This is a genomic window from Coriobacteriia bacterium, assembly GCA_003149935.1.
Lineage (GTDB): Bacteria > Actinomycetota > Coriobacteriia > Coriobacteriales > QAMH01 > QAMH01.
Genome location: QAMH01000004.1, coordinates 71,004 through 89,522, shown reverse-complemented (window position 1 = coordinate 89,522; position 18,519 = coordinate 71,004). Strand labels below are relative to the sequence as shown.

The following is an 18,519-nucleotide window of genomic DNA, read 5'->3' as shown; positions in this document are numbered from 1 at the left end:
ATTCTCGTGCAGATTAATTTCGATAATGTGTGCCTGCAACGGACAGCGTGCAAAGAAATTGCGATTTTGCGAAACATAGGAGATGGCCGCCTCACAAAATCGAAAATAATGTGCATAACCCGTTGGATGATTACACAAAATCGCTTAAAGCTTGCATCCGAGTTTTTGCGATTACACAAAATCGAAAAAAGCTTGCACGCGAGTGTACCCAGATGATTGTCGCACGCCGCGCACACTCTATCTCGCGACACAAAGGCCGCGCTTTGTCTTGCGGTATCATCTACCCACGATCTGAAAGGGCGGATATGGCAGCTCCCCGAGAACTCGAAATCGCAAACGATCTCCTCAAACGCGTCATAGATGGCCGCGCGCCGCTGCTATGCGATGGCGGCATGGGAAGCCTCATCCAACAGGCGGGCCTCTCGCAAATCCACGATGTGCCGGACTTCCTCAACCTCACGCACGCAGACGACATATGCACCTTGCAACGCGGCTATGTCGAAGCAGGTAGCGATTGCATCGCCACCAACACCTTCAACTCGAACCGCCTCAAACTCGCGAATCATGACGCGAGCGTCGATGAGCTCTACGCAGCCGCAGCCCAGATCGCGCGTGATGCGGGAGCACCGCTTGTTGCCGGTGACATCGGTCCTACCGGATCGTTGCTTGCCCCGCTTGGGGAACTCAGCTTCGAGGAGGCCTACGATATCTTCGCCGAACAAGCCCGCGCCGCCTGCGCAGCTGGTTGCGACCTCATCTTTCTCGAAACCTTCGCCGATCTGCTCGAAGCCAAAGCGGCGCTGCTCGCCTGCCTCGACAACACGCCGTTGCCGGTCTTCGTGACGATGACCTTCGGCGAGGATGGTCGTACCTTCATGGGCACGACACCCGCCGTTGCCGCCGCCACGCTCTCCGCGCTCGGTGCCTCGGCCGTTGGCATCAACTGCTCGCTCGGCCCAGGCGAGATCACGCCTCTCGTCGCGCAGATGGCCCCGCACACCCGCTGCCCACTCATGGTGCAGCCCAATGCGGGACTCCCACGCATCGCCGAAGATAGTTCCACGGTCTACGATGTCGATCCCGCAAGATTCGCACAGGCCATGGGCGCCATCTTGGAAGCCGGGGCTCGCATCGTCGGCGGTTGTTGCGGAACGACGCCGGCCCATATCGCGGCATTGCGCCAGCTCATTGATGATGGCAACTGGTTGCACGATAACGTTTCCGACTATCGACCTTCCTTCGTCGTGACAAGTGCTCAGGAGCTAGTCGAACTCATGCCAGGCGCACCCACGGTCGCGACCATCGGCGAGCGCATCAACCCCACGGGAAAGCCGCGCCTCAAGGAGGCACTTGCCAGCGGCTCCTATGACCTAGCCATCTCCGAAGCCGTCGCGCAAATCGAAGCTGGCGCCGACATTCTCGACGTCAACGTCGGGGTGCCGGGCATTGACGAGTCGCATGCGCTGCGCGAGCTTACCGAGCGCCTGCAAGCCACCGTATCAGCGCCCCTGCAACTCGACTCCGCCAACCCTCACGCACTCGAAGCTGCCTGCCGCAGCTATGCGGGACGTCCGCTCATCAACTCGGTCAACGGCAAGGCTGAAAGCCTCGCCGCCGTGCTGCCCATTGCAGCACGCTATGGCGCGACTATCGTTGGCCTCACGCTCGACGAAGACGGCATCCCACCGTCTGCCGAGGAGCGCCTCGCCATCGCCGAGCGTATCATCGACGCTGCTCTTTCGGCTGGCCTGCAGCTTGAGGACATCGCAATCGATTGCCTTGTCATGGCCGCCGCCACCAATCAGCCCGAAATCCCCGAGATCCTCGAAGCCGTTCGACTCTGCAAGGAGCGCCTCGGCGTGCGCACCGTGCTCGGCATCTCCAACGTGAGCTTCGGGCTGCCCGCACGTCCCGTCCTCAACGCGAGCTTCCTCACGGCCGCGCTTGCCTGCGGGCTCGATCTGCCCATCATCAACCCGCTCGAGGCGCGCTACCGCGAGGCCATTGCAGCCTTCCGCATCATCAACGGCCAGGACGCCGGCTGCCTGGAATACGTGCACGCGATGCAGAACGCCATTTCGAGCGCAGCGGGTGCCCCTCCTGTCATTTCGAGCGCAGTCGAGAAACCTCGCCCTTCGCGTTTCGCTGGCAGTGGCGAAGGAGATTTCTCCACTGCGTCGCCTAACGGCGACTCCGGTCGAAATGACAGCGGCGGCGGCCTGCACGGTTCCGGTCGAAATGACAGCGGCGGCGGCCTGCACGGTTCCGGTCGAAATGACAGCGCTTCCGTCCTCCATAATGCAATCCTCACTGGCCAGCGCGATACTGCCGCCGAAGCGGCACGCACCATGCTCGCAACCAGCGATGTCGCTTCCATCGCAGGAGACGTCCTCGCACCCGCCCTCGACGAGGTTGGGGTGCGTTATGACGAGGGCACGTACTTTCTCCCCCAGCTCATGGCTTCAGCCGAGGCCGCCAAATCGGCCTTCGACGTGCTTAGCGAAGCAAGCGCCTCGGCTGGCGCTGCAAAACGCAATACGTTGCCAATCATCCTCGCCACAGTCGAGGGAGATATTCACGATATCGGCAAGAACATCGTCAAAATGCTGCTCGAAAACTATGGTTACACGGTCATCGACCTTGGTCGTGATGCAGCTCCCCAAGCCATCGTCGATGCGACGCTCGATGCCAACGCCCCTCTTGTGGGCCTTTCGGCTCTCATGACCACGACATTGCCCGCAATGGAGCGCACCATCGCACTGTTGCGCGAGCAGGCACCCCAAACCCGCATCATGGTGGGCGGTGCTGTGCTCACCGAGGACTATGCGCAACGCATCGGCGCCGACTATTACGCCGATGACGCGGCAGCCTCCGTTCGTGTCGCCCAGCAGCTCCTCGATGGATGAGATGCGCGCCAGGGTGCCGGGTCCTTTAGCGCACCCACCGACACGCTCTTGCGCAGGTTCTCGCGAAGCTTTATCATCGCAGGAAGTGTGAAATCCGGCGGCAGCGTGCCGCCTAGAGAGAAGGATGAGACAATGATACTCAACCCCGAAAAGGCTCTGGAGCGCTCCGCCATGCAGGCTCAGTACGGTTCCCCCGTCACCCCCAAGAAGCGCGGCTTCAAGGAAATCATTCTCACCACGACCGCTGGCTACATCGCCTCGATCGCCGTGATCGCCTGCTTCTTCCTGATTGCCGCCATCGGCGCATAGACGCGGCAACATAGCATGAAGAAAGGGACCCTTCGGGGTCCCTTTTGTTTGCGGAAAATGCCTTGTCATTTCGACCGGAGCCGTGCAGACCGCCACCGTTGTCATTTCGACCGGAGCCGTGCAGACCACCACCGTTGTCATTTCGACCGGAGCCGCCGTTAGGCGGCGTAGTGGAGAAATCTCCCCCGCCACGACCCGATGAAACGCAAGGTTGAGATTTCTCGACTTCGCTCCGCTTCGCTCGAAATGACAAGAGGGGGCACTCCTTCGCTCGAAATGGCATCAGAGAGCAATGCAATCTCAACTGGAGCGGCCGCAAGGCCACGGAACGGAGAGATCTCCTTCGCTCGAAATGACGGGACTACCAGCACAGCAGTTCGTAGCCATCCTCAGTGACGACGATCTGCACCTCCCACTGTGCCGACGGCGAGCCATCGGCCGTGCGCACGGTCCAGCCATTCGGGTCGTTCATATCGATTTTCGCTGCACCCATGTTGACCATGGGCTCGATCGTGAAGCACATTCCAGGAACGAGCACGGGGCCCGTCCCCGCAGCTGCCACAAAGCTTACGAACGGATCTTCGTGGAACTCGAGGCCGATGCCATGGCCACCGAACTCGACGACAACCGAGAAGCCCGCATCCGTCGCAACCTTGTTGACCGCCGCGCTCACATCGCCTAGGTGCGCCCACGGCTTCACAGCCGCAAGGCCAGCCTCGACGGCTTCACGCGTGACCTCGACCAGCCGGCGCTTCTCTTCATCGACCTCGCCAATGCAGAACATGCGCGACGAGTCCGAGAAGTACCCATCGAGTATTGTCGACATATCGACGTTGACGATGTCGCCGCTGGCGAGCACATCGTCCTCGCTCGGAATGCCATGACAGACGACCTCGTTGATGGAAGTGCACACGCTCTTGGGAAAGCCCTCGTAATTGAGGTCGGCGGGAATGGCACCATGCTCGATGCAGTAGTCGTGTACCCAGCGGTCGATCTCCTCGGTGCTCACGCCTGGGCCGATATGCTCGGCCACGTAATCGAGTGCTCCGATGTTGACCTTGGCCGATGCCTTGATGCCCTCGATTTCCTCGGGCGTTTTGAGCAGGTCGCGCCCGAGGACGATCTCGCCCGCATCATATAGCTCCTGCAAGCGATGATCGAAGTCGAGATGGCACTTCTTGTACTTCTTGCCACTGCCACACCAGCACTCATCGTTGCGACCAGGACTTTCCAAGTTATCGTACACGGGATTCCTCACTTGTCTCGCGTTTCGTGTTTGCGTTCACGGCTCGCCCCATTGTACTACCCCCGCCGTCGAGCGCTCCCTACAGCTCGAAATCGACCTCGTGGCCCGCGAGGTGCCTCTGCAGCTCGAGCAGATATCCCGTCATGGCAGCATCCTGCAGTTTGGTGACGGCCTCGATAACCGGCAGCAGCGTCTCGCGATCGAGGTAGCCGAGCTCGACAAGCGCATCAACGCTCGCACGGTCATCGTGGCGCGCAGCGGCAACGCACATTTCCACAAGATTGTCGCGAAGAATTTGCCCGTACATGCGGCGCGTGTTCTCGCTCAAGAACAGCGGGTCGCGCAGCCGTTCGATAATGCGTATAAGCTGGCCATACAAATCGATGGGCGCCATGCTCTTCGCATCATAGTCATGCATGTTGATCACGCACGCGTCATAACGTGCGAGCAGCGCCTCGGCATTGAAGTAGGTCATCGAGTTGAAACCGCGCACGATCTCGTTGAGGCTACGGAAGGTGACGGGGAAATGCAGGTCAATGCAGTCGTGCTCTTGAATGGGCTCGGCGAAATCAACGTGGATATGCTCGATGAGACAGTTCACGTTGAGGGCGCGGTCTTGAATATGCCGCACGTTTGTCCCAATCGTGAGCGAGGAAAGCTTCGTTGCGTTGCCAAATGCGAACGGTGCGAGCGTATCGACCTCACGCGGGATGGCGACATCAGGTCTGCTCTCGTCGTAGAGCACGACGCGCGACGCGTCATTATCCATGCGCTCGCAAAGCAAGCCACCCGTATGGTAGAAACGCTCGCAATTGGGGTTGACATGCACGTTCACGAGAGAAGGTCTGCCACTGATATCACGCACGCCGGCCGTGACGAGCGCGAGCTTGCCCAGATGCTCGAAATCCGCAGGCAAGTAGATACCCTCGAGCGCCGTGTCGAAGAACGCCTCGTCACCGATGGAATGCAGGGTCTCCGGAAAACGCACCCGTCGCAAGTTGCGACAACCGCGAAAGGCCGCATCGCCAATCTCGACGAGTCCCTCGGGGAGCGTCACCTGCTGCAAACGTGGCATGTTCGCAAACGCGTGCCCGCAGACAATCTCGCAACCGGAAGCAACGGCGTACTGCACGAGTTCGGGATCCATCGCGCCCACGAGCACTTGCGTTCCGTTCGCGTACAGCACACCATGCTCGTCAAGTCGGAGCGTCCCACCATTCTCGATGACGCAGCGTACACCCGTGCGTGCTACGCAGTCGCAGGCTAGTTGCCGTACGCTCGCGGGCACATGCAGCTCAGTGATACCGCTCTCGGCGAATGCCTCCTCGCCAATCTCGACGAGCCCTTCGCTGAGTGTGACACTCTCGAGCTCGCGGCAGCGGAAGAACGCGCGCTTCTCGATGCGACGCAAGCTCGGAGGAGCCATGAACTTACGCAACCTGGTGCGCGAAAACGCATGGGCGCCAATCGACTGAACGCCACCTGCAAATGTCACCTTGCGCAGCTCCGGGCAGCATGCGAATGCCTTGGCACCGATTTCGACGCAACGAGCCGGTACCTCGTATTCCTCGACCGGCACGGCAACCGCCGCAAGCCGCAACCCGGCACCATCTCCATCTGGGCACGCACGTTCGAAAATACTTATGCAATCCGTTGCTAAAAAGGGATTGTGATCGTCAAGGCGGATTTCCTCGAGCGCGCTATTCACGAAAGCACCAGGCTCTACCGCGCGCGTCCCCATTCCTATCGTAAGCCGCTTGAGCCCATTCACGCTCAGCACTTCCAGCCCCACGCGCTCGAGCATGCCCGGCAACGTCAGCTCCTCGAGATTGCGGCACTGGTTGACCCAGCTCGAATCGAAGCTTGCCGTCATGCGCGGCAGAACGAGGCTGCGTAGGTCGCGGCATGATCTGAACGCCGACGGACCGATTACCTCGATGCAATCGGCGCAGACGATGCGCTCCACACCAGTAAGCTGTTCGCAAGCGCCGGACGCCAGCTCGAGCACGGCAAGGCCGTCCAACTTGCTCGGCACCGTAAGCTCACACATACTGGCATCCAGCAGCTCGCAGTCTACGATGCGGGCGAATGTTCCATCAACGACGACATACTCCCAGATCACGCCGTCAATCGTCTCATGCCGCAGCTCGGAGCAACGCTCCTCCTCGCGTACGCGACGCTCCGCAAGCTCACGACGCTGGCGATCCATGACCTCGGTAATGACCGCGATGGCGTCTTGCCCCGTCTTGACCTCAAGCTCACTGAGGTCAAGATCTTCGGGCGCAGAGCGCACGCTGCCAAACATGAGGGTATCACCGAAGATTTCCATGCGATTAACTATAGCCTATCTGCCGCGCACGCCACGCCCATTACCGCTACAATGACCAACCAATACACGCAAACGTGCCAAAGGGCCTGACCCCTTGGCGCATCACCCACGCGAATACCGGAGAGTGCCATGAGCAAAATCGAGATGAAGACCCCGCTTGTCGAGATGGACGGCGATGAGATGACCCGTATCATCTGGCAGCTGATCAAATCGGAGCTGCTCATACCGCACATTAACCTCAAGACCGAATACTACGACCTTGGCCTTGAGCACCGTGATGCTACGGATGATCAAGTCACCATCGATGCCGCCGAGGCAACCAGGCGCCTTGGCGTTGCCGTCAAATGCGCAACCATTACACCTAATGCCGCACGCGTCGAGGAGTATGACCTCAAGCAGATGTGGAAGAGCCCCAACGGCACCATCCGCGCCCTGCTCGACGGCACGGTCTTTCGCGCGCCCATCGTCGTCAAGGGCATCGAGCCCTGCGTGCGCTGTTGGAAGAAACCCATCACGCTCGCTCGCCATGCCTACGGTGACGTCTACAAGAACGCTGAGATGCGTATCGAAGCTCCCGGTAGCGTCGAGCTCGTCTTCACGCCAGCCGATGGCGGCGAGCAAATACGCACCCTGGTGCATACATTTACCGGCCCCGGCGTCGTGCAGGGCCAGCACAACCTCGATGCCTCCATCGAGAGCTTCGCGAAAAGCTGCTTCGAGTACGCACTCGAAACCGGACAGGACCTGTGGTTCTCGACCAAGGACACAATCTCGAAAATCTACGATCACCGGTTCAAGGACATCTTCGCCGAAGTCTTCGAGACCGAGTACCGCGCGCGCTTCGAACAGGCCGGCATCGAGTATTTCTACACGCTCATCGATGATGCAGTCGCACGCGTGATGAAATCCGAAGGCGGCTTTATCTGGGCTTGCAAGAACTACGATGGCGATGTCATGAGCGACATGGTCTCGAGCGCCTTCGGTAGCCTCGCGATGATGACGAGCGTGCTCGTTTCCCCGCACGGCTACTACGAATACGAGGCTGCACATGGCACGGTGCAGCGTCATTACTACAAGCATCTCAAGGGACTGGAGACCTCGACCAACTCCGTCGCGACGATCTTCGCGTGGAGCGGTGCGCTGCGCAAGCGTGGCGAGCTCGATGGCATACCCGAGCTCATGGCCTTCGCGGACAGGCTCGAGCAGGCAACGCTCTCGTGCATCGAGGATGGCCAGATGACCGGCGATCTTGCGCGCATCACGACCCTGCCCAACCCCACCGTGCTTTCCACCGAGGGCTTCATCGAAGCGGTGGCCGCACGACTGTAGTTACGCCTTGAGCACCGTCCAGTCTTCCTCAGCCGTGTTCGCGTCGAGCAGCAGCTCGGCGCCTGCGAGCTCCCATGCCTCGAGCTCGATCGCGCCCACAAAACGCCATGGCCCGTCTGTCGCTATCACAACGTTGTTGTCACAATTCGAGAGGATGTCGGGTTGCCCCGGCAACACGTAGACGTGTGCGAACTCACTCGCAAGCGTACGCATGATGCGACGCATCATGCGTGAGCGCGGCCCCTCTATCGCGCCAATCACGTTGGCCAGATAGACACCATTCTCGCGTAGATGCTCGTGGTACAGCTGCGCGGCCTCTTGCGTCACGAGACTCTCGACGAGGCTCATGCCACTGAAGCAGTCGTTCACGATCGCATCGTAGCGCTCGTCCGTTTCTTCGAGAAACTCCCGCGCATCGCCCTCGAGGAGCTGCAGGCGCCCCGTTTCATCGAGGTCATATTCCTCGAAAAGTCGATCCACGAAAAAGTATCGACACGCGATTGCCGTGATGACCGGGTCTATTTCAACGCACGTCACGTATGTCTCCGGATGATGCGCAATCAGGTGCTTGGGATACGAATACCCGCCGCCGCCCAAAACCAGCACGTCACGCACGGGAACCCCGGCGAAGAACATGCTGTCATAGTCACGCGTGTAGGCATAGGGAAGATCGCAGTACGTGTCATCATCGAGATAGGTGGCAGACTGCATGGTACCCGCCACGTTCATCACGCGCACCAGACCATCCTTGCGCTCGATCGTGAAGACACGGCACGGCCCCGCCATCGTGTCAAACTTGATGAAGATCTCCCGTTGACGCCTATATCGGCGAACGAGAACGACGGCCACGACCGCGACAACAGCCACGATCACCAGTGCGCATCCACCTATGAGCCAGATCGGATCCATGCCCGTATGATAGCTCACGGAGAAATCCCCTGGGCGGCATGGTCACATTCATCGCACTCGCGTACAATTGATTGCCATGTTTTGTTTGGACCACGGTAGAGCGAGACGGGCACCGCACACACCACCAACGCCAAAGGGGCAACATGGACAAGACATTCGAAGTCGAACAAGAGCACCTGAGCACAACATACGCGAAGCTCCAGAGCATCGAGCGCAGCCTGCAAGAGCAGCTCGCGAGCATCTTCAGCGAGGTCGCTTCCGAGAAGAACCTCATCACTGACGAGCTCAACTTCGACTTCGACGCGGAAATCCACGTCGAGACCATGGCCGAACTCGAAGCCGTCAACCGCATCATCGACACCTACAACATCGCAGCCGACGTCACGACCGAACGCCTGCATCGCGCGCAGCTCCTCCTCAAGCAGCCCTACTTCGCCAAGGTCACGCTCCAGTTCAAACCTGGCAGCGAGCCCAAGGACATCTACATCGGCAATGTCGGCATGACCGACAACGACTACCGTCACTTCATCGTCGATTGGCGCAGCCCCATCGCCGAGGTCTACTACAACCAGGACAACGGCAAGACGAGCTACGAAGCCAACGGTCGCACCATCGACTGCGAACTCAAGCTGCGCCGCCAGTTCGACATCGAGCGCGACCAGCTCAAGGCCCTCTTCGACACCACCGTTGCCATCCAAGACGAGATGCTGCTCGCCGCGCTCGCGCAGAACCGCTCCTCGCGCCTGTCGGCCATCACGGCAACTATCCAGAAGGAGCAAAACGAGGTCATCCGCCATGAGGATGTCCCGGCGCTGCTCGTCAGCGGCATCGCAGGCTCTGGCAAGACCTCGGTGCTTCTGCAACGCATTGCCTATCTCTTCTATCGGCAACGCGACACGCTCAAGCCCGAGGACGTCTTCCTCATCACGCCTAACCCGGTGTTCCAGCGTTATATCGAGAACGTCTTGCCCGAGATGGGCGAAAGCAACCCTTCGTCGATTACCTTCGAATCGCTCATGTGCGGTCTCGGGCTCGGTAGCCGCGACCTCGGGCGCGATGTCAGCGCCGACGCGCTGCGCGCCATTGACGAGATGCTCCCGGACTTCAAGCTCAAGCAGGGCGACTTTACCGACATCCGCATCGAAGGTGAGCCCGTCATCACGGCAGCTCAGGCACACGGAGCGTGGAACAAGCTCAAGAACCTCCCCACCAGCTCGCATCGCAGCGCGCTCGTCATTGACGACCTCCTCGATCGTCTTGAGCAGCGCATCAAGCGTCTCGCGAAGTCCGAGAAGTACCAGGACATGATCAGCGACATGTCCGATGCCGAGCAAATCGAGTGCTTTGGCGAGAACGTCTACATCGGCGACATGGACGAAGCCGAGCTCGTGAGCTATACCGAGCGCTTCCTGCGCTGGCGCTATGCAGGCGTCGAACACGAGATCGCTGAGGGTCGCTGGCTGCGTCTCGACGCCATTGGCATGCGCCTGACCGGCTCGGAAAACCTGAGTGCCATCGAGTGGCTCTACCTCAAGCTCGCGCTCGTCGGTGGTGGTATGCGCCACGCGCGCTACGTCATGATCGACGAGGTCCAGGACTATAGCGCCGCGCAGCTCATGTGCCTGGCGCGTTACTTCGGCAAGGCGCATTTCATGATGCTCGGCGACGAGAACCAGGCCATCCGGGAAGGTACGGCGAGCTTCGACGAGATTCGCGAGGTCTTCACGCGTGCATGTGGCTCGGTCGACAACTGCGAGCTCATGACGAGCTACCGTTCGTCACCGGAGATTACGGCTCTGTTCACGAGCCTGCTCGATAACGAGGAGCGCGTGCGCGTCGAGTCCGTCCAGCCGGCAGGCATCGAGCCGGTCATCATCGAATGCGCCGATGACCTCGACTACGAGGTGCAGCTCAAGACGGCAGTCGAGGAGGCACTCGAAGCCGAGTGTCTGGCCGCCATCATCGCTCCTGATGCACGCCGCCTGGCCAAACTCGAGCAGTTGCTTGAAGACTTGCCTATCACGACGGGCGCCGGCAAGGAGACCATGCCCGAACACGGCGTGCTGCTGCTCGACATCAAACTTGCCAAGGGCCTCGAGTTCGACCAGGTCATTGTGCCCGATGCAGGCAATCGCTCCTATCCCGACGAGACGCTCGCACGTCACCGCCTCTATACCGCGATATCGCGCGCGACCAAGAAGGTCACACTCGTCGCCAACGGAAAGCTCACGAGCTTGCTGGGGTAGGCCGTCCCCCGTCATTTCGACCGGCGAGGCCGCTTGTCTCATTCATCCGTATCCCGCAATCGCTGTATCATAGGACTGCGATTTCCGATGAAGGAGCCGACCATGTCCGACACAGCCGATACAGCACAAGTTACCCGCGAGCTAGGCGAGCGCTACGCCGACAATATCATCGCCCTGCGACGTCACTTCCACCAGCATCCCGAGCTCTCCGCTCAGGAGCATGCCACGAGCGACTACATATGCGCGTATCTCGACGAGCTCGGCATCCCCTACGAGCGCATTACCGGGCCACATCCCGAGGACAAGCGCGAGGAACGTGACGAGTTCATCGGCACCGGCATCATCGCGACCATACGCGGCGAGGCACCGGATGCCTATGATAGCCAGGGCAATCCCGCCATGCGCGTCGCCCTGCGCTGCGACATGGACGCGCTGCCCGTCACCGAGAAGACCGACCTGCCCTTCGCATCGCAGAACGACGGGGTCATGCATGCCTGCGGACATGATTGCCACATGGCAATGCAGCTCGGTGCCGCGCACATCCTCATGGACATGCGCGACCAGCTGCATGGCGAGGTTCGCCTCATCTTCCAACCTGCCGAGGAAATCTCCATCGGCGCTCGCGACATGATCGCCGCCGGTGCACTCGACGGCGTGGACGCCATCTTCGGCCAGCACGTATGGAGCGAGGTCGATGCGGGAACGTTTTCGGCCGAGCCAGGCGGCCGCATGGGCAACACGGACTGGTTCCGCATCGATATCGAGGGCGTAAGCGCTCACGGCTCGATGCCCCACAAGGGCCTGGACGCCATCGTCGTCGCCTGCGAAATCGTCGACGCGCTGCAATTGCTCGTGAGCCGTCGATCGTCACCCTTCGAGCCTGTCGTCGTCACCGTTGGCGAAATTCACGGCGGTACGGCCCGCAACATCATGGCCGGGAGCGCCTATATCACCGGCACCGTGCGCACATGGAACAAGAAGACACGTGACTTCATTGCGGAGAGACTCTCGCAGATGGGCGGCCGCATTGGCAGCGCATACGGTGCGAGCATCAGCATCGAGTACACGCCCGGCAACCCTGCCGTGGTAAACGACGAGGCCGTAACCCATGTTGCGGCCCGTGCCATCGAGAAGACGCTCGGCAAGGAAGCTACCGGGACATATCACGGCACGCTGTCAGGCGAGGATTTTGCCGAGTATCTGCAATACGTACCCGGTGTCTTCGTCTTCACCGGCATCAACAACCCCGATATCGGTGCCATCCATCCACAGCACAGCTGCCTGTATCGTATTGATGAGAGCGTCTTGGCCCCTGGCGCGACCATTGCCGCCCAATGGGCCCTCGACATGCTCTCGTAGACCTTGATGCCCCTGTGTCATTTCGAGCGAATGGAGAGATTCCTCCATTGCGCCGCCTATCGGCGGCTCCAGTCGAAATGACAATAATGCACTCAAGCGGAACGCAGCGACGCATCCCAGTCATTTCGAGCGAGGCAGTCGTGGTCCATTGTCATTTCGAGCGGAGCAAACGAAGTGGCGCCCCATTGTCATTTCGAGCGGAGCGAACGAAGTGAGCGCAGTCGAGAAATCTCTCTAGTCCAGAATCACCCGATACGCCTCGATAAGCTCGTCGAGTCCCATTGCCGCGTTCGCCGGACTCGTCGAAGGTAGGCGCACGCACTCTCGTCCATATACGGGCTCCAGGTAGCGTCGATAGAGCTCATGCGCCTTTGCGCCCGTCGCGTAGATGCGCTCGATGGGCGCCGTGTCAAGGACGCGCGACAAATCGTTGGGAACGGCATCCTGAATGCTTGCATCCGATGCGCCCTTGATGGCGCAGCTGGCGAGTACATCCCACATCGCGATACCGTTGCGCAGCAGAAAAGCGCGGCGCTCGACAACAGTCTGCGGCACGTCTTCGTCCGTCACCGCAGCAAGCACCTTCCACATGCGGTTTTGCGGATGACCGTAGAAGAAGCCAAGCTCCCGCGACTTGGGTGAGGGAAAGCTGCCAAGCAGCAAGACGCGTGGGCGCTCATCGAACACCGGCTCGATCTCGTGGATATGTCGCGTGTACTCCATGCCCCCAGTGTAAACCAAGCAATCGTTGCCGGAGCACTTTTGTCTGGTTATATTCTGGTCGCCATGCCTAAAATAGCCACTTGTCCGGAACGTCCATTACCCGACTTTTCACCTTTTATCTTCCCCAAACTTCATGATTGGGGTAGGATGCTGCATGTTGAAGGAGAGAACATGGCAATTATCGATGCGCACGCGCATATCTATCCAGAGAAAATCGCAACGAGAGCCGTCGAGGCAGTCGGCGCATTTTATGGCGTTGGCATGTACGATGGCGGCAATTGTGACCCCGGTACGCCCGAGGCACTGCTTGCCTGCGCGGATGCCTCTCCAATCACGCACTTCATCGTCCACTCGGTTGCCACGACGCCCCATGCCGTGACGAGCATCAACGACTTCATCGCCGAGCAAGCGCACGCGCATCCCGAGTTTATCGGCTTCGGCACCATGCATCCCGACTTCGAGGACAAGGAAGCCGAGGTCGAACGCGCGATAGAGCTTGGCCTGCACGGCTTCAAGATCCATCCCGACACGCAGATGGTCGACACCGATGATCCGCGCCTCATGGAATTCTACGAGATCATCGCCGGTCGATTGCCCATCACCATCCACACCGGCGACTATCGTCACGACTTCTCGCATCCGCGCAGACTCGCGCGCGTGCTTGACGCGTTCCCGAAGCTCGTCGTGGATGCGGCACACTTCGGAGGCTGGTCAATCTATGACCAAGGCTACGATTACCTGGGGAAATACGACAACCTTTTCATCGATACCTCAAGCTCGCAGCCGCTCATGGGCGACCGTCACACGGCAGAACTCGTGCGCATGTGGGGTGTTGACCGCGTCATGTGGGGCAGCGACCACCCCATGTGGAGTCCCATCAGCGAATACGAGGCTTTCCGCGGTCTCGACTTTACCGACGAGGAGTTTGACGCCATGCTCTGGCACAACGCCGAACACTTCGCCGGCGTCCAGGTGCAGTAGCCCCCTGTTATTCCGGGCGAAGGCGCGGCTCCCGTCATTCCGAACGCGGGAGCGGTCCTTCCCCGTCATTTCGAGGGCGGCAGCGCCTCCCTATTGTCATTTCGAGCGAAGGCGCGTAGCGCCGCAGTCGAGAAATCTCGTCGACCCACCAGGTCGTCCCCTACGTCCTTGCCAGGCCATCGACGGGCAGCACGACGCCGGAGATATAACTCGCCATGTCGCTTGCCAGGAACACGACAGCGTCGGCGATGTCCTCGGGCTCACCCATGCGGCCGAGCGGAATCGTCGCGATGAGCGGCTTGATGACCTCGTCGGGTAGCGCATCGACCATATCGGTGTGGATGACACCCGGCGCGACGGCGTTTACGCGAATGCCCTTGCCGGCAAGCTCACGCGCCAGCGATAGTGTCAAACCGTTGACGGCGAACTTCGTCGTCGGATAGGCGCAACCGGAGGGCTGGCCGTCACGGCTCACCATCGAGCTCGTGTTGATGATGACACCGCTCTTTTGCTCGATCATGATGCGCGCGGCAGCCTGCGAGCAGACGAACACCGCATTGAGGTTGAGATCGACGATGCGCTCGAACTCTTCGACCGTGTAGTCCACGAGCGGCGTACGCGAGCTCACGCCCGCGTTGTTGCACAGGATGTCGAGGCTCCCAAAGGCGTTCACGACCTCGTCAAATGCCGCCGCGACGGCATCAGGGTCGTTGAGGTTGGGAGCAATGGCGATCAGGCGGTCGGCCAGCGCCGGATCCTCTTCGATGAGCTTGGCAACCGCGGCCTCGGCCGTCTCCATACGCGAACCGGCAACGGCCACGTTGGCGCCCGTATCGAGCATGGTGCGCACGATGGCCAGGCCGATTCCGCGCGTCCCGCCGGTGACGACGGCGTTCTTTCCTTCCAGTATCTTCATATTGACCCCCTTCGATATATACGATGAGAAGAACAATACCCCATCATGCCCTCATGACGAAGCAGCAATGTGCACATCCTTATCCTTTACACAATGACACGCGAGGAGATTTCTCCACTTCGGCGCCTCGCGGCGCCTTCGGTCGAAATGACAAATGAGACAACGTCTCTGAGTAACTGTCTCATTATTCACCATTCATGGCGAGGCAGGGAATGCACGGCTCGGGCATTAGGCTCCTGTCACATATTCGAGATGATGGTGTCGCGTTCAGGATGAATGGGTTTCTGAATCCTGAACGCGACACCATCACCTCGTGCAGCATGACATGGCATGCGATCAGAGCGAATGGTCTTCTGAGCTCTGGCGTATGCCATGTCACGCTTACCGCGAGCCTCAGCAGATACCCCGTATTCGCATCACAGCCGCACGGGTATTCCCTGCTTCGCCATGTACTCCTTCACCTGGCGCACCGTGAGCTCCCCGAAGTGAAAGACGCTCGCAGCAAGCACGGCATCAGCTTCGCCTTCGATGATACCTTCGGCGAAGTGCTCGAGCTTGCCCACGCCGCCACTCGCGATGACGGGGATATCGACCGCGCGTGCGACCGTGCGCGTGAGCGCGATGTCGAAACCGTCCTTCGAGCCGTCGCAGTCCATGCTCGTGAGCAGAATCTCGCCGGCACCGCGACGTGCCGCCTCACGGGCCCATTCGATAGCGTCGATACCCGTGTCCTTACGACCCCCGTGCACGTATGCTGTCCACCTATCCGAGCCATCCGATGCCCTTTTGGCGTCAATAGCAACCAAAATCGCCTGGCTGCCGAACGCAAGCGCTCCTGCGGTGATGATCGAAGGATCAGCCAATGCAGCGGAGTTGAGCGAGACTTTGTCAGCACCCGCGGCAATCATCTGCCGCATATCATCGACGCACTTGAAACCACCGCCCACAGCATAGGGAATGTGCACCTCCTCGCTCGCACGCGATGCCATTGCGATGGTCGTCTTACGCCCTTCGTGTGTGGCAGTAATATCGAGGAAGATGACCTCGTCGGCACCTTGTTCGTCGTAGGCGTTGGCCAGATCGACCGGATCTCCCGCATCGCGCAAGTTGACGAAGTTCACACCCTTGACGACGCGTCCGTCCTTCACGTCCAGGCACGGGATGACACGCTTGGTCAGCATCGCGCACTCGCCTCCTTGCAGGCTGCGACACCCTCTTCGACAGTGAAGGCGCCCTCATAGATGGCACGACCGGTAATGACACCGTCGATGCTACCTGCGGGAAGCTCTCCGAGCGCGTAGATATCCGCGAGCGTGGCCACGCCACCGGATGCCGTGATTGGAAAACCCGCGACCTGCGCAAGCCTCCCGTAGGCAGCCGCGTCGATACCCGTCTGCATGCCATCGCGCGCGATGTCAGTGTAGACGAGCTCGTGGATACCCCGATCCTTGAGCTCGGCCACGAGTTCCGCCGCCGGCGTGCTCGTCCCCTCGCACCAGCCCTCGATGGCCACCATGCCATCCTTGGCATCGATGCCGGCGACGATGTTATCAGCATGAGCTGCCACGGCGCGCTCGCAAAACTCGGGATCGCGCACGAGTGCACTGCCAAGTACGAGCCGCGTCGCCCCTGCATCGAGATAGCGCTCGATCGTCTCCATGCTGCGAATGCCACCGCCGATCTCGATCTCGACGTTCGTCTCGCGGGCGATGCGCGCGATGATGTTCATGTTGGTGGGCGCTCCATCACGGGCACCATCGAGGTCAACGATATGGATACGCTGTGCTCCCGCTTCCTCAAAGAGATGTGCCTGTGCCACGGCATCGTCGTTGTAGACGGTCACCTGCGCATAGTCGCCCTTCTTGAGGCGCACTGCACGTCCATCCAGAATGTCGATTGCGGGGACGAGAATCATGATCTACCTGCCGTTTCTTCCCGTATCTTGGTCAAATGCACTTTCTTAGTCAAAACATCCAACTCTGAGCAGTTTTATACGCTTTCGACAATCCCGCCGAAGTTCTCGAGCAACCGTAATCCCAGGTGAGAGGACTTCTCGGGATGGAATTGCACTCCGAAGACATTGTCGCGCGCCACGGCGCAGGCAAAACGCCACGCGTGCTCGCTCGTCGCCACCAAATCGCTCTGGTCATCGGGAACTGCGCAATATGAATGCGTGAAGTAGAAGTGTTCGCCATCTTCGATGCCGTCGAAGAGGCGTGCGACGTCCTCGGGGCGCGTTGGCCCGTCAACGTATTCAACCGAGTTCCAGCCCACGTGCGGAATCTTGTGCTTAACCCCCGTCGCGTCGAACGCCGCCATGCGCTCGATATGGCCGGGCAACACGCCCAGCCCCGCCAGACGCTCGCCCTCAGGCTGGCCCTCGTCGCCCCAATCAAAGAGCAGGTGCATCCCCAGGCAGATGCCGAGGAAAGGCACCCCATCAGCCACGGCCTTGCGCAGCGCATCGGCCTGGCCGCTTGTCTCCATCGTCGTCATCGCATCGGTGAAAGCGCCCACACCAGGCAGCACCACGCCATCGGCGGCCAAGATGTCAGCGGGGCTGTCAGTGATGCGCGCATCGTAACCCGCATCGGCAAGGCCGCGCTGCACGCTAGCCAAATTGCCCTTGCAGTAGTCGACGACGGCAATCGTGGCGGCCATTACAGCACTCCCTTGGTCGAGGGGACCTCGTTGGCGATGCGCGGGTTGATGGCCACGGCCGCGCTGATGGCACGTGCTGCCGCCTTGAAGGCCGCCTCGAGGATGTGATGCATATTTCGCCCGGTCACTGATCGGATGTTGAGCGTAGCGCCCATATTGGCAGCCAACGCGATGAAGAACTCCTGCGCGAGCGTCACGTCGAAGGTGCCGAGCAACGGACAAGTCATCTCGACGTCGTAGTGCAACTGGCCGCGGCCGGAAATGTCGACGGCCGCCATGACAAGCGCCTCGTCCATCGGCAAGATGATCGAACCATAACGCACGATGCCGCGACAATCGCCAAGCGCCTGCGCAAAGCACTGCCCGAGCACGATGCCGCAATCCTCGACCGTATGATGCGCCTCGACGTCGACGTCACCCGTGCAGCGCACGTACAGGTCGAAGAGCCCATGACGTCCGAAGGCGTCGAGCATGTGATCGAAGAACGGCACGCCGGTGTCGATGTCGGTAACTCCCGTGCCATCGAGGTCGAGTCGTATCGTGATGTCCGTCTCGCGCGTCGTACGCGTAATCTCAGCAATTCGATCCATATTATCTATCTTTCT

At 60.2% G+C, this 18,519-nt stretch carries 14 protein-coding genes; 5 read left to right on the top strand and 9 right to left on the bottom strand.

Features of this window, described 5'->3' with window-relative positions; all coding sequences use genetic code 11:
- Positions 1-305: 305 nt before the first annotated feature.
- A complete protein-coding gene (locus DBY20_01060; GenBank protein ID PWL79841.1) occupies positions 306-2,906 on the top strand; it encodes a homocysteine methyltransferase in 2,601 nt (866 codons plus the stop codon).
- A 670-nt stretch (positions 2,907-3,576) separates the two neighbouring features.
- Here DBY20_01060 and DBY20_01055 read toward each other — a convergent pair.
- Together DBY20_01055 and DBY20_01050 are read right to left on the bottom strand one after the other, a co-directional pair.
- A complete protein-coding gene (locus DBY20_01055) occupies positions 3,577-4,461 on the bottom strand; it encodes a methionine aminopeptidase (GenBank protein PWL79840.1) in 885 nt (294 codons plus the stop codon).
- A 79-nt stretch (positions 4,462-4,540) separates the two neighbouring features.
- The gene (locus tag DBY20_01050) at positions 4,541-6,790 is read right to left on the bottom strand and encodes a hypothetical protein (GenBank protein PWL79839.1); all 2,250 of its coding nucleotides are present in this window, start codon (positions 6,788-6,790) and stop codon (positions 4,541-4,543) included.
- A gap of 129 nt (positions 6,791-6,919) precedes the next feature.
- Here DBY20_01050 and DBY20_01045 point away from each other — a divergent pair, with 129 nt between their 5' ends.
- Positions 6,920-8,119, top strand: coding sequence for an NADP-dependent isocitrate dehydrogenase (locus tag DBY20_01045; protein PWL79838.1), 1,200 nt, complete (start codon positions 6,920-6,922; stop codon positions 8,117-8,119).
- Here the strand turns inward: DBY20_01045 and DBY20_01040 are convergent, their stop codons facing one another.
- Positions 8,120-9,046: a hypothetical protein gene (locus tag DBY20_01040; GenBank protein ID PWL79837.1), complete on the bottom strand. Its 927-nt coding sequence runs from the start codon at positions 9,044-9,046 to the stop codon at positions 8,120-8,122. It lies immediately after the preceding gene.
- A 125-nt stretch (positions 9,047-9,171) separates the two neighbouring features.
- Here DBY20_01040 and DBY20_01035 point away from each other — a divergent pair, with 125 nt between their 5' ends.
- Together DBY20_01035 and DBY20_01030 are read left to right on the top strand one after the other, a co-directional pair.
- On the top strand, positions 9,172-11,274 hold the full coding sequence (locus tag DBY20_01035; GenBank protein ID PWL79836.1) for a DNA helicase: 2,103 nt from the start codon (positions 9,172-9,174) through the stop codon (positions 11,272-11,274).
- Between the two features lie 102 nt (positions 11,275-11,376).
- Positions 11,377-12,633, top strand: coding sequence for an amidohydrolase (locus DBY20_01030; protein PWL79835.1), 1,257 nt, complete (start codon positions 11,377-11,379; stop codon positions 12,631-12,633).
- Between the two features lie 234 nt (positions 12,634-12,867).
- On the opposite strand, the gene DBY20_01025 is transcribed toward DBY20_01030, so the two are convergent.
- On the bottom strand, positions 12,868-13,356 hold the full coding sequence (locus DBY20_01025; GenBank protein PWL79834.1) for a DNA-deoxyinosine glycosylase: 489 nt from the start codon (positions 13,354-13,356) through the stop codon (positions 12,868-12,870).
- Between the two features lie 171 nt (positions 13,357-13,527).
- Here DBY20_01025 and DBY20_01020 point away from each other — a divergent pair, with 171 nt between their 5' ends.
- Positions 13,528-14,337, top strand: coding sequence for an amidohydrolase (locus tag DBY20_01020; GenBank protein PWL79833.1), 810 nt, complete (start codon positions 13,528-13,530; stop codon positions 14,335-14,337).
- A 160-nt stretch (positions 14,338-14,497) separates the two neighbouring features.
- Here the strand turns inward: DBY20_01020 and DBY20_01015 are convergent, their stop codons facing one another.
- The 5 genes from DBY20_01015 to DBY20_00995 all read right to left on the bottom strand — a co-directional run bounded on the left by DBY20_01015 (position 14,498) and on the right by DBY20_00995 (position 18,504).
- Complete coding sequence (locus DBY20_01015) at positions 14,498-15,253, bottom strand: short-chain dehydrogenase (GenBank protein PWL79832.1); 756 nt, start codon at positions 15,251-15,253, stop codon at positions 14,498-14,500.
- 416 nt (positions 15,254-15,669) lie between these two features.
- On the bottom strand, positions 15,670-16,434 hold the full coding sequence (locus tag DBY20_01010; protein PWL79831.1) for an imidazole glycerol phosphate synthase subunit HisF: 765 nt from the start codon (positions 16,432-16,434) through the stop codon (positions 15,670-15,672).
- The gene (gene hisA / locus DBY20_01005) at positions 16,428-17,168 is read right to left on the bottom strand and encodes a 1-(5-phosphoribosyl)-5-[(5-phosphoribosylamino)methylideneamino]imidazole-4-carboxamide isomerase (GenBank protein PWL79830.1); all 741 of its coding nucleotides are present in this window, start codon (positions 17,166-17,168) and stop codon (positions 16,428-16,430) included. The genes DBY20_01010 and hisA overlap by 7 nt, the downstream gene beginning before the upstream one ends.
- A 74-nt stretch (positions 17,169-17,242) precedes the next feature.
- On the bottom strand, positions 17,243-17,914 hold the full coding sequence (locus tag DBY20_01000; protein ID PWL79829.1) for an imidazole glycerol phosphate synthase subunit HisH: 672 nt from the start codon (positions 17,912-17,914) through the stop codon (positions 17,243-17,245).
- Positions 17,914-18,504, bottom strand: coding sequence for an imidazoleglycerol-phosphate dehydratase HisB (locus tag DBY20_00995; GenBank protein ID PWL79828.1), 591 nt, complete (start codon positions 18,502-18,504; stop codon positions 17,914-17,916). Before DBY20_00995 ends, DBY20_01000 begins: the two co-directional genes overlap by 1 nt.
- Positions 18,505-18,519: the final 15 nt, after the last annotated feature.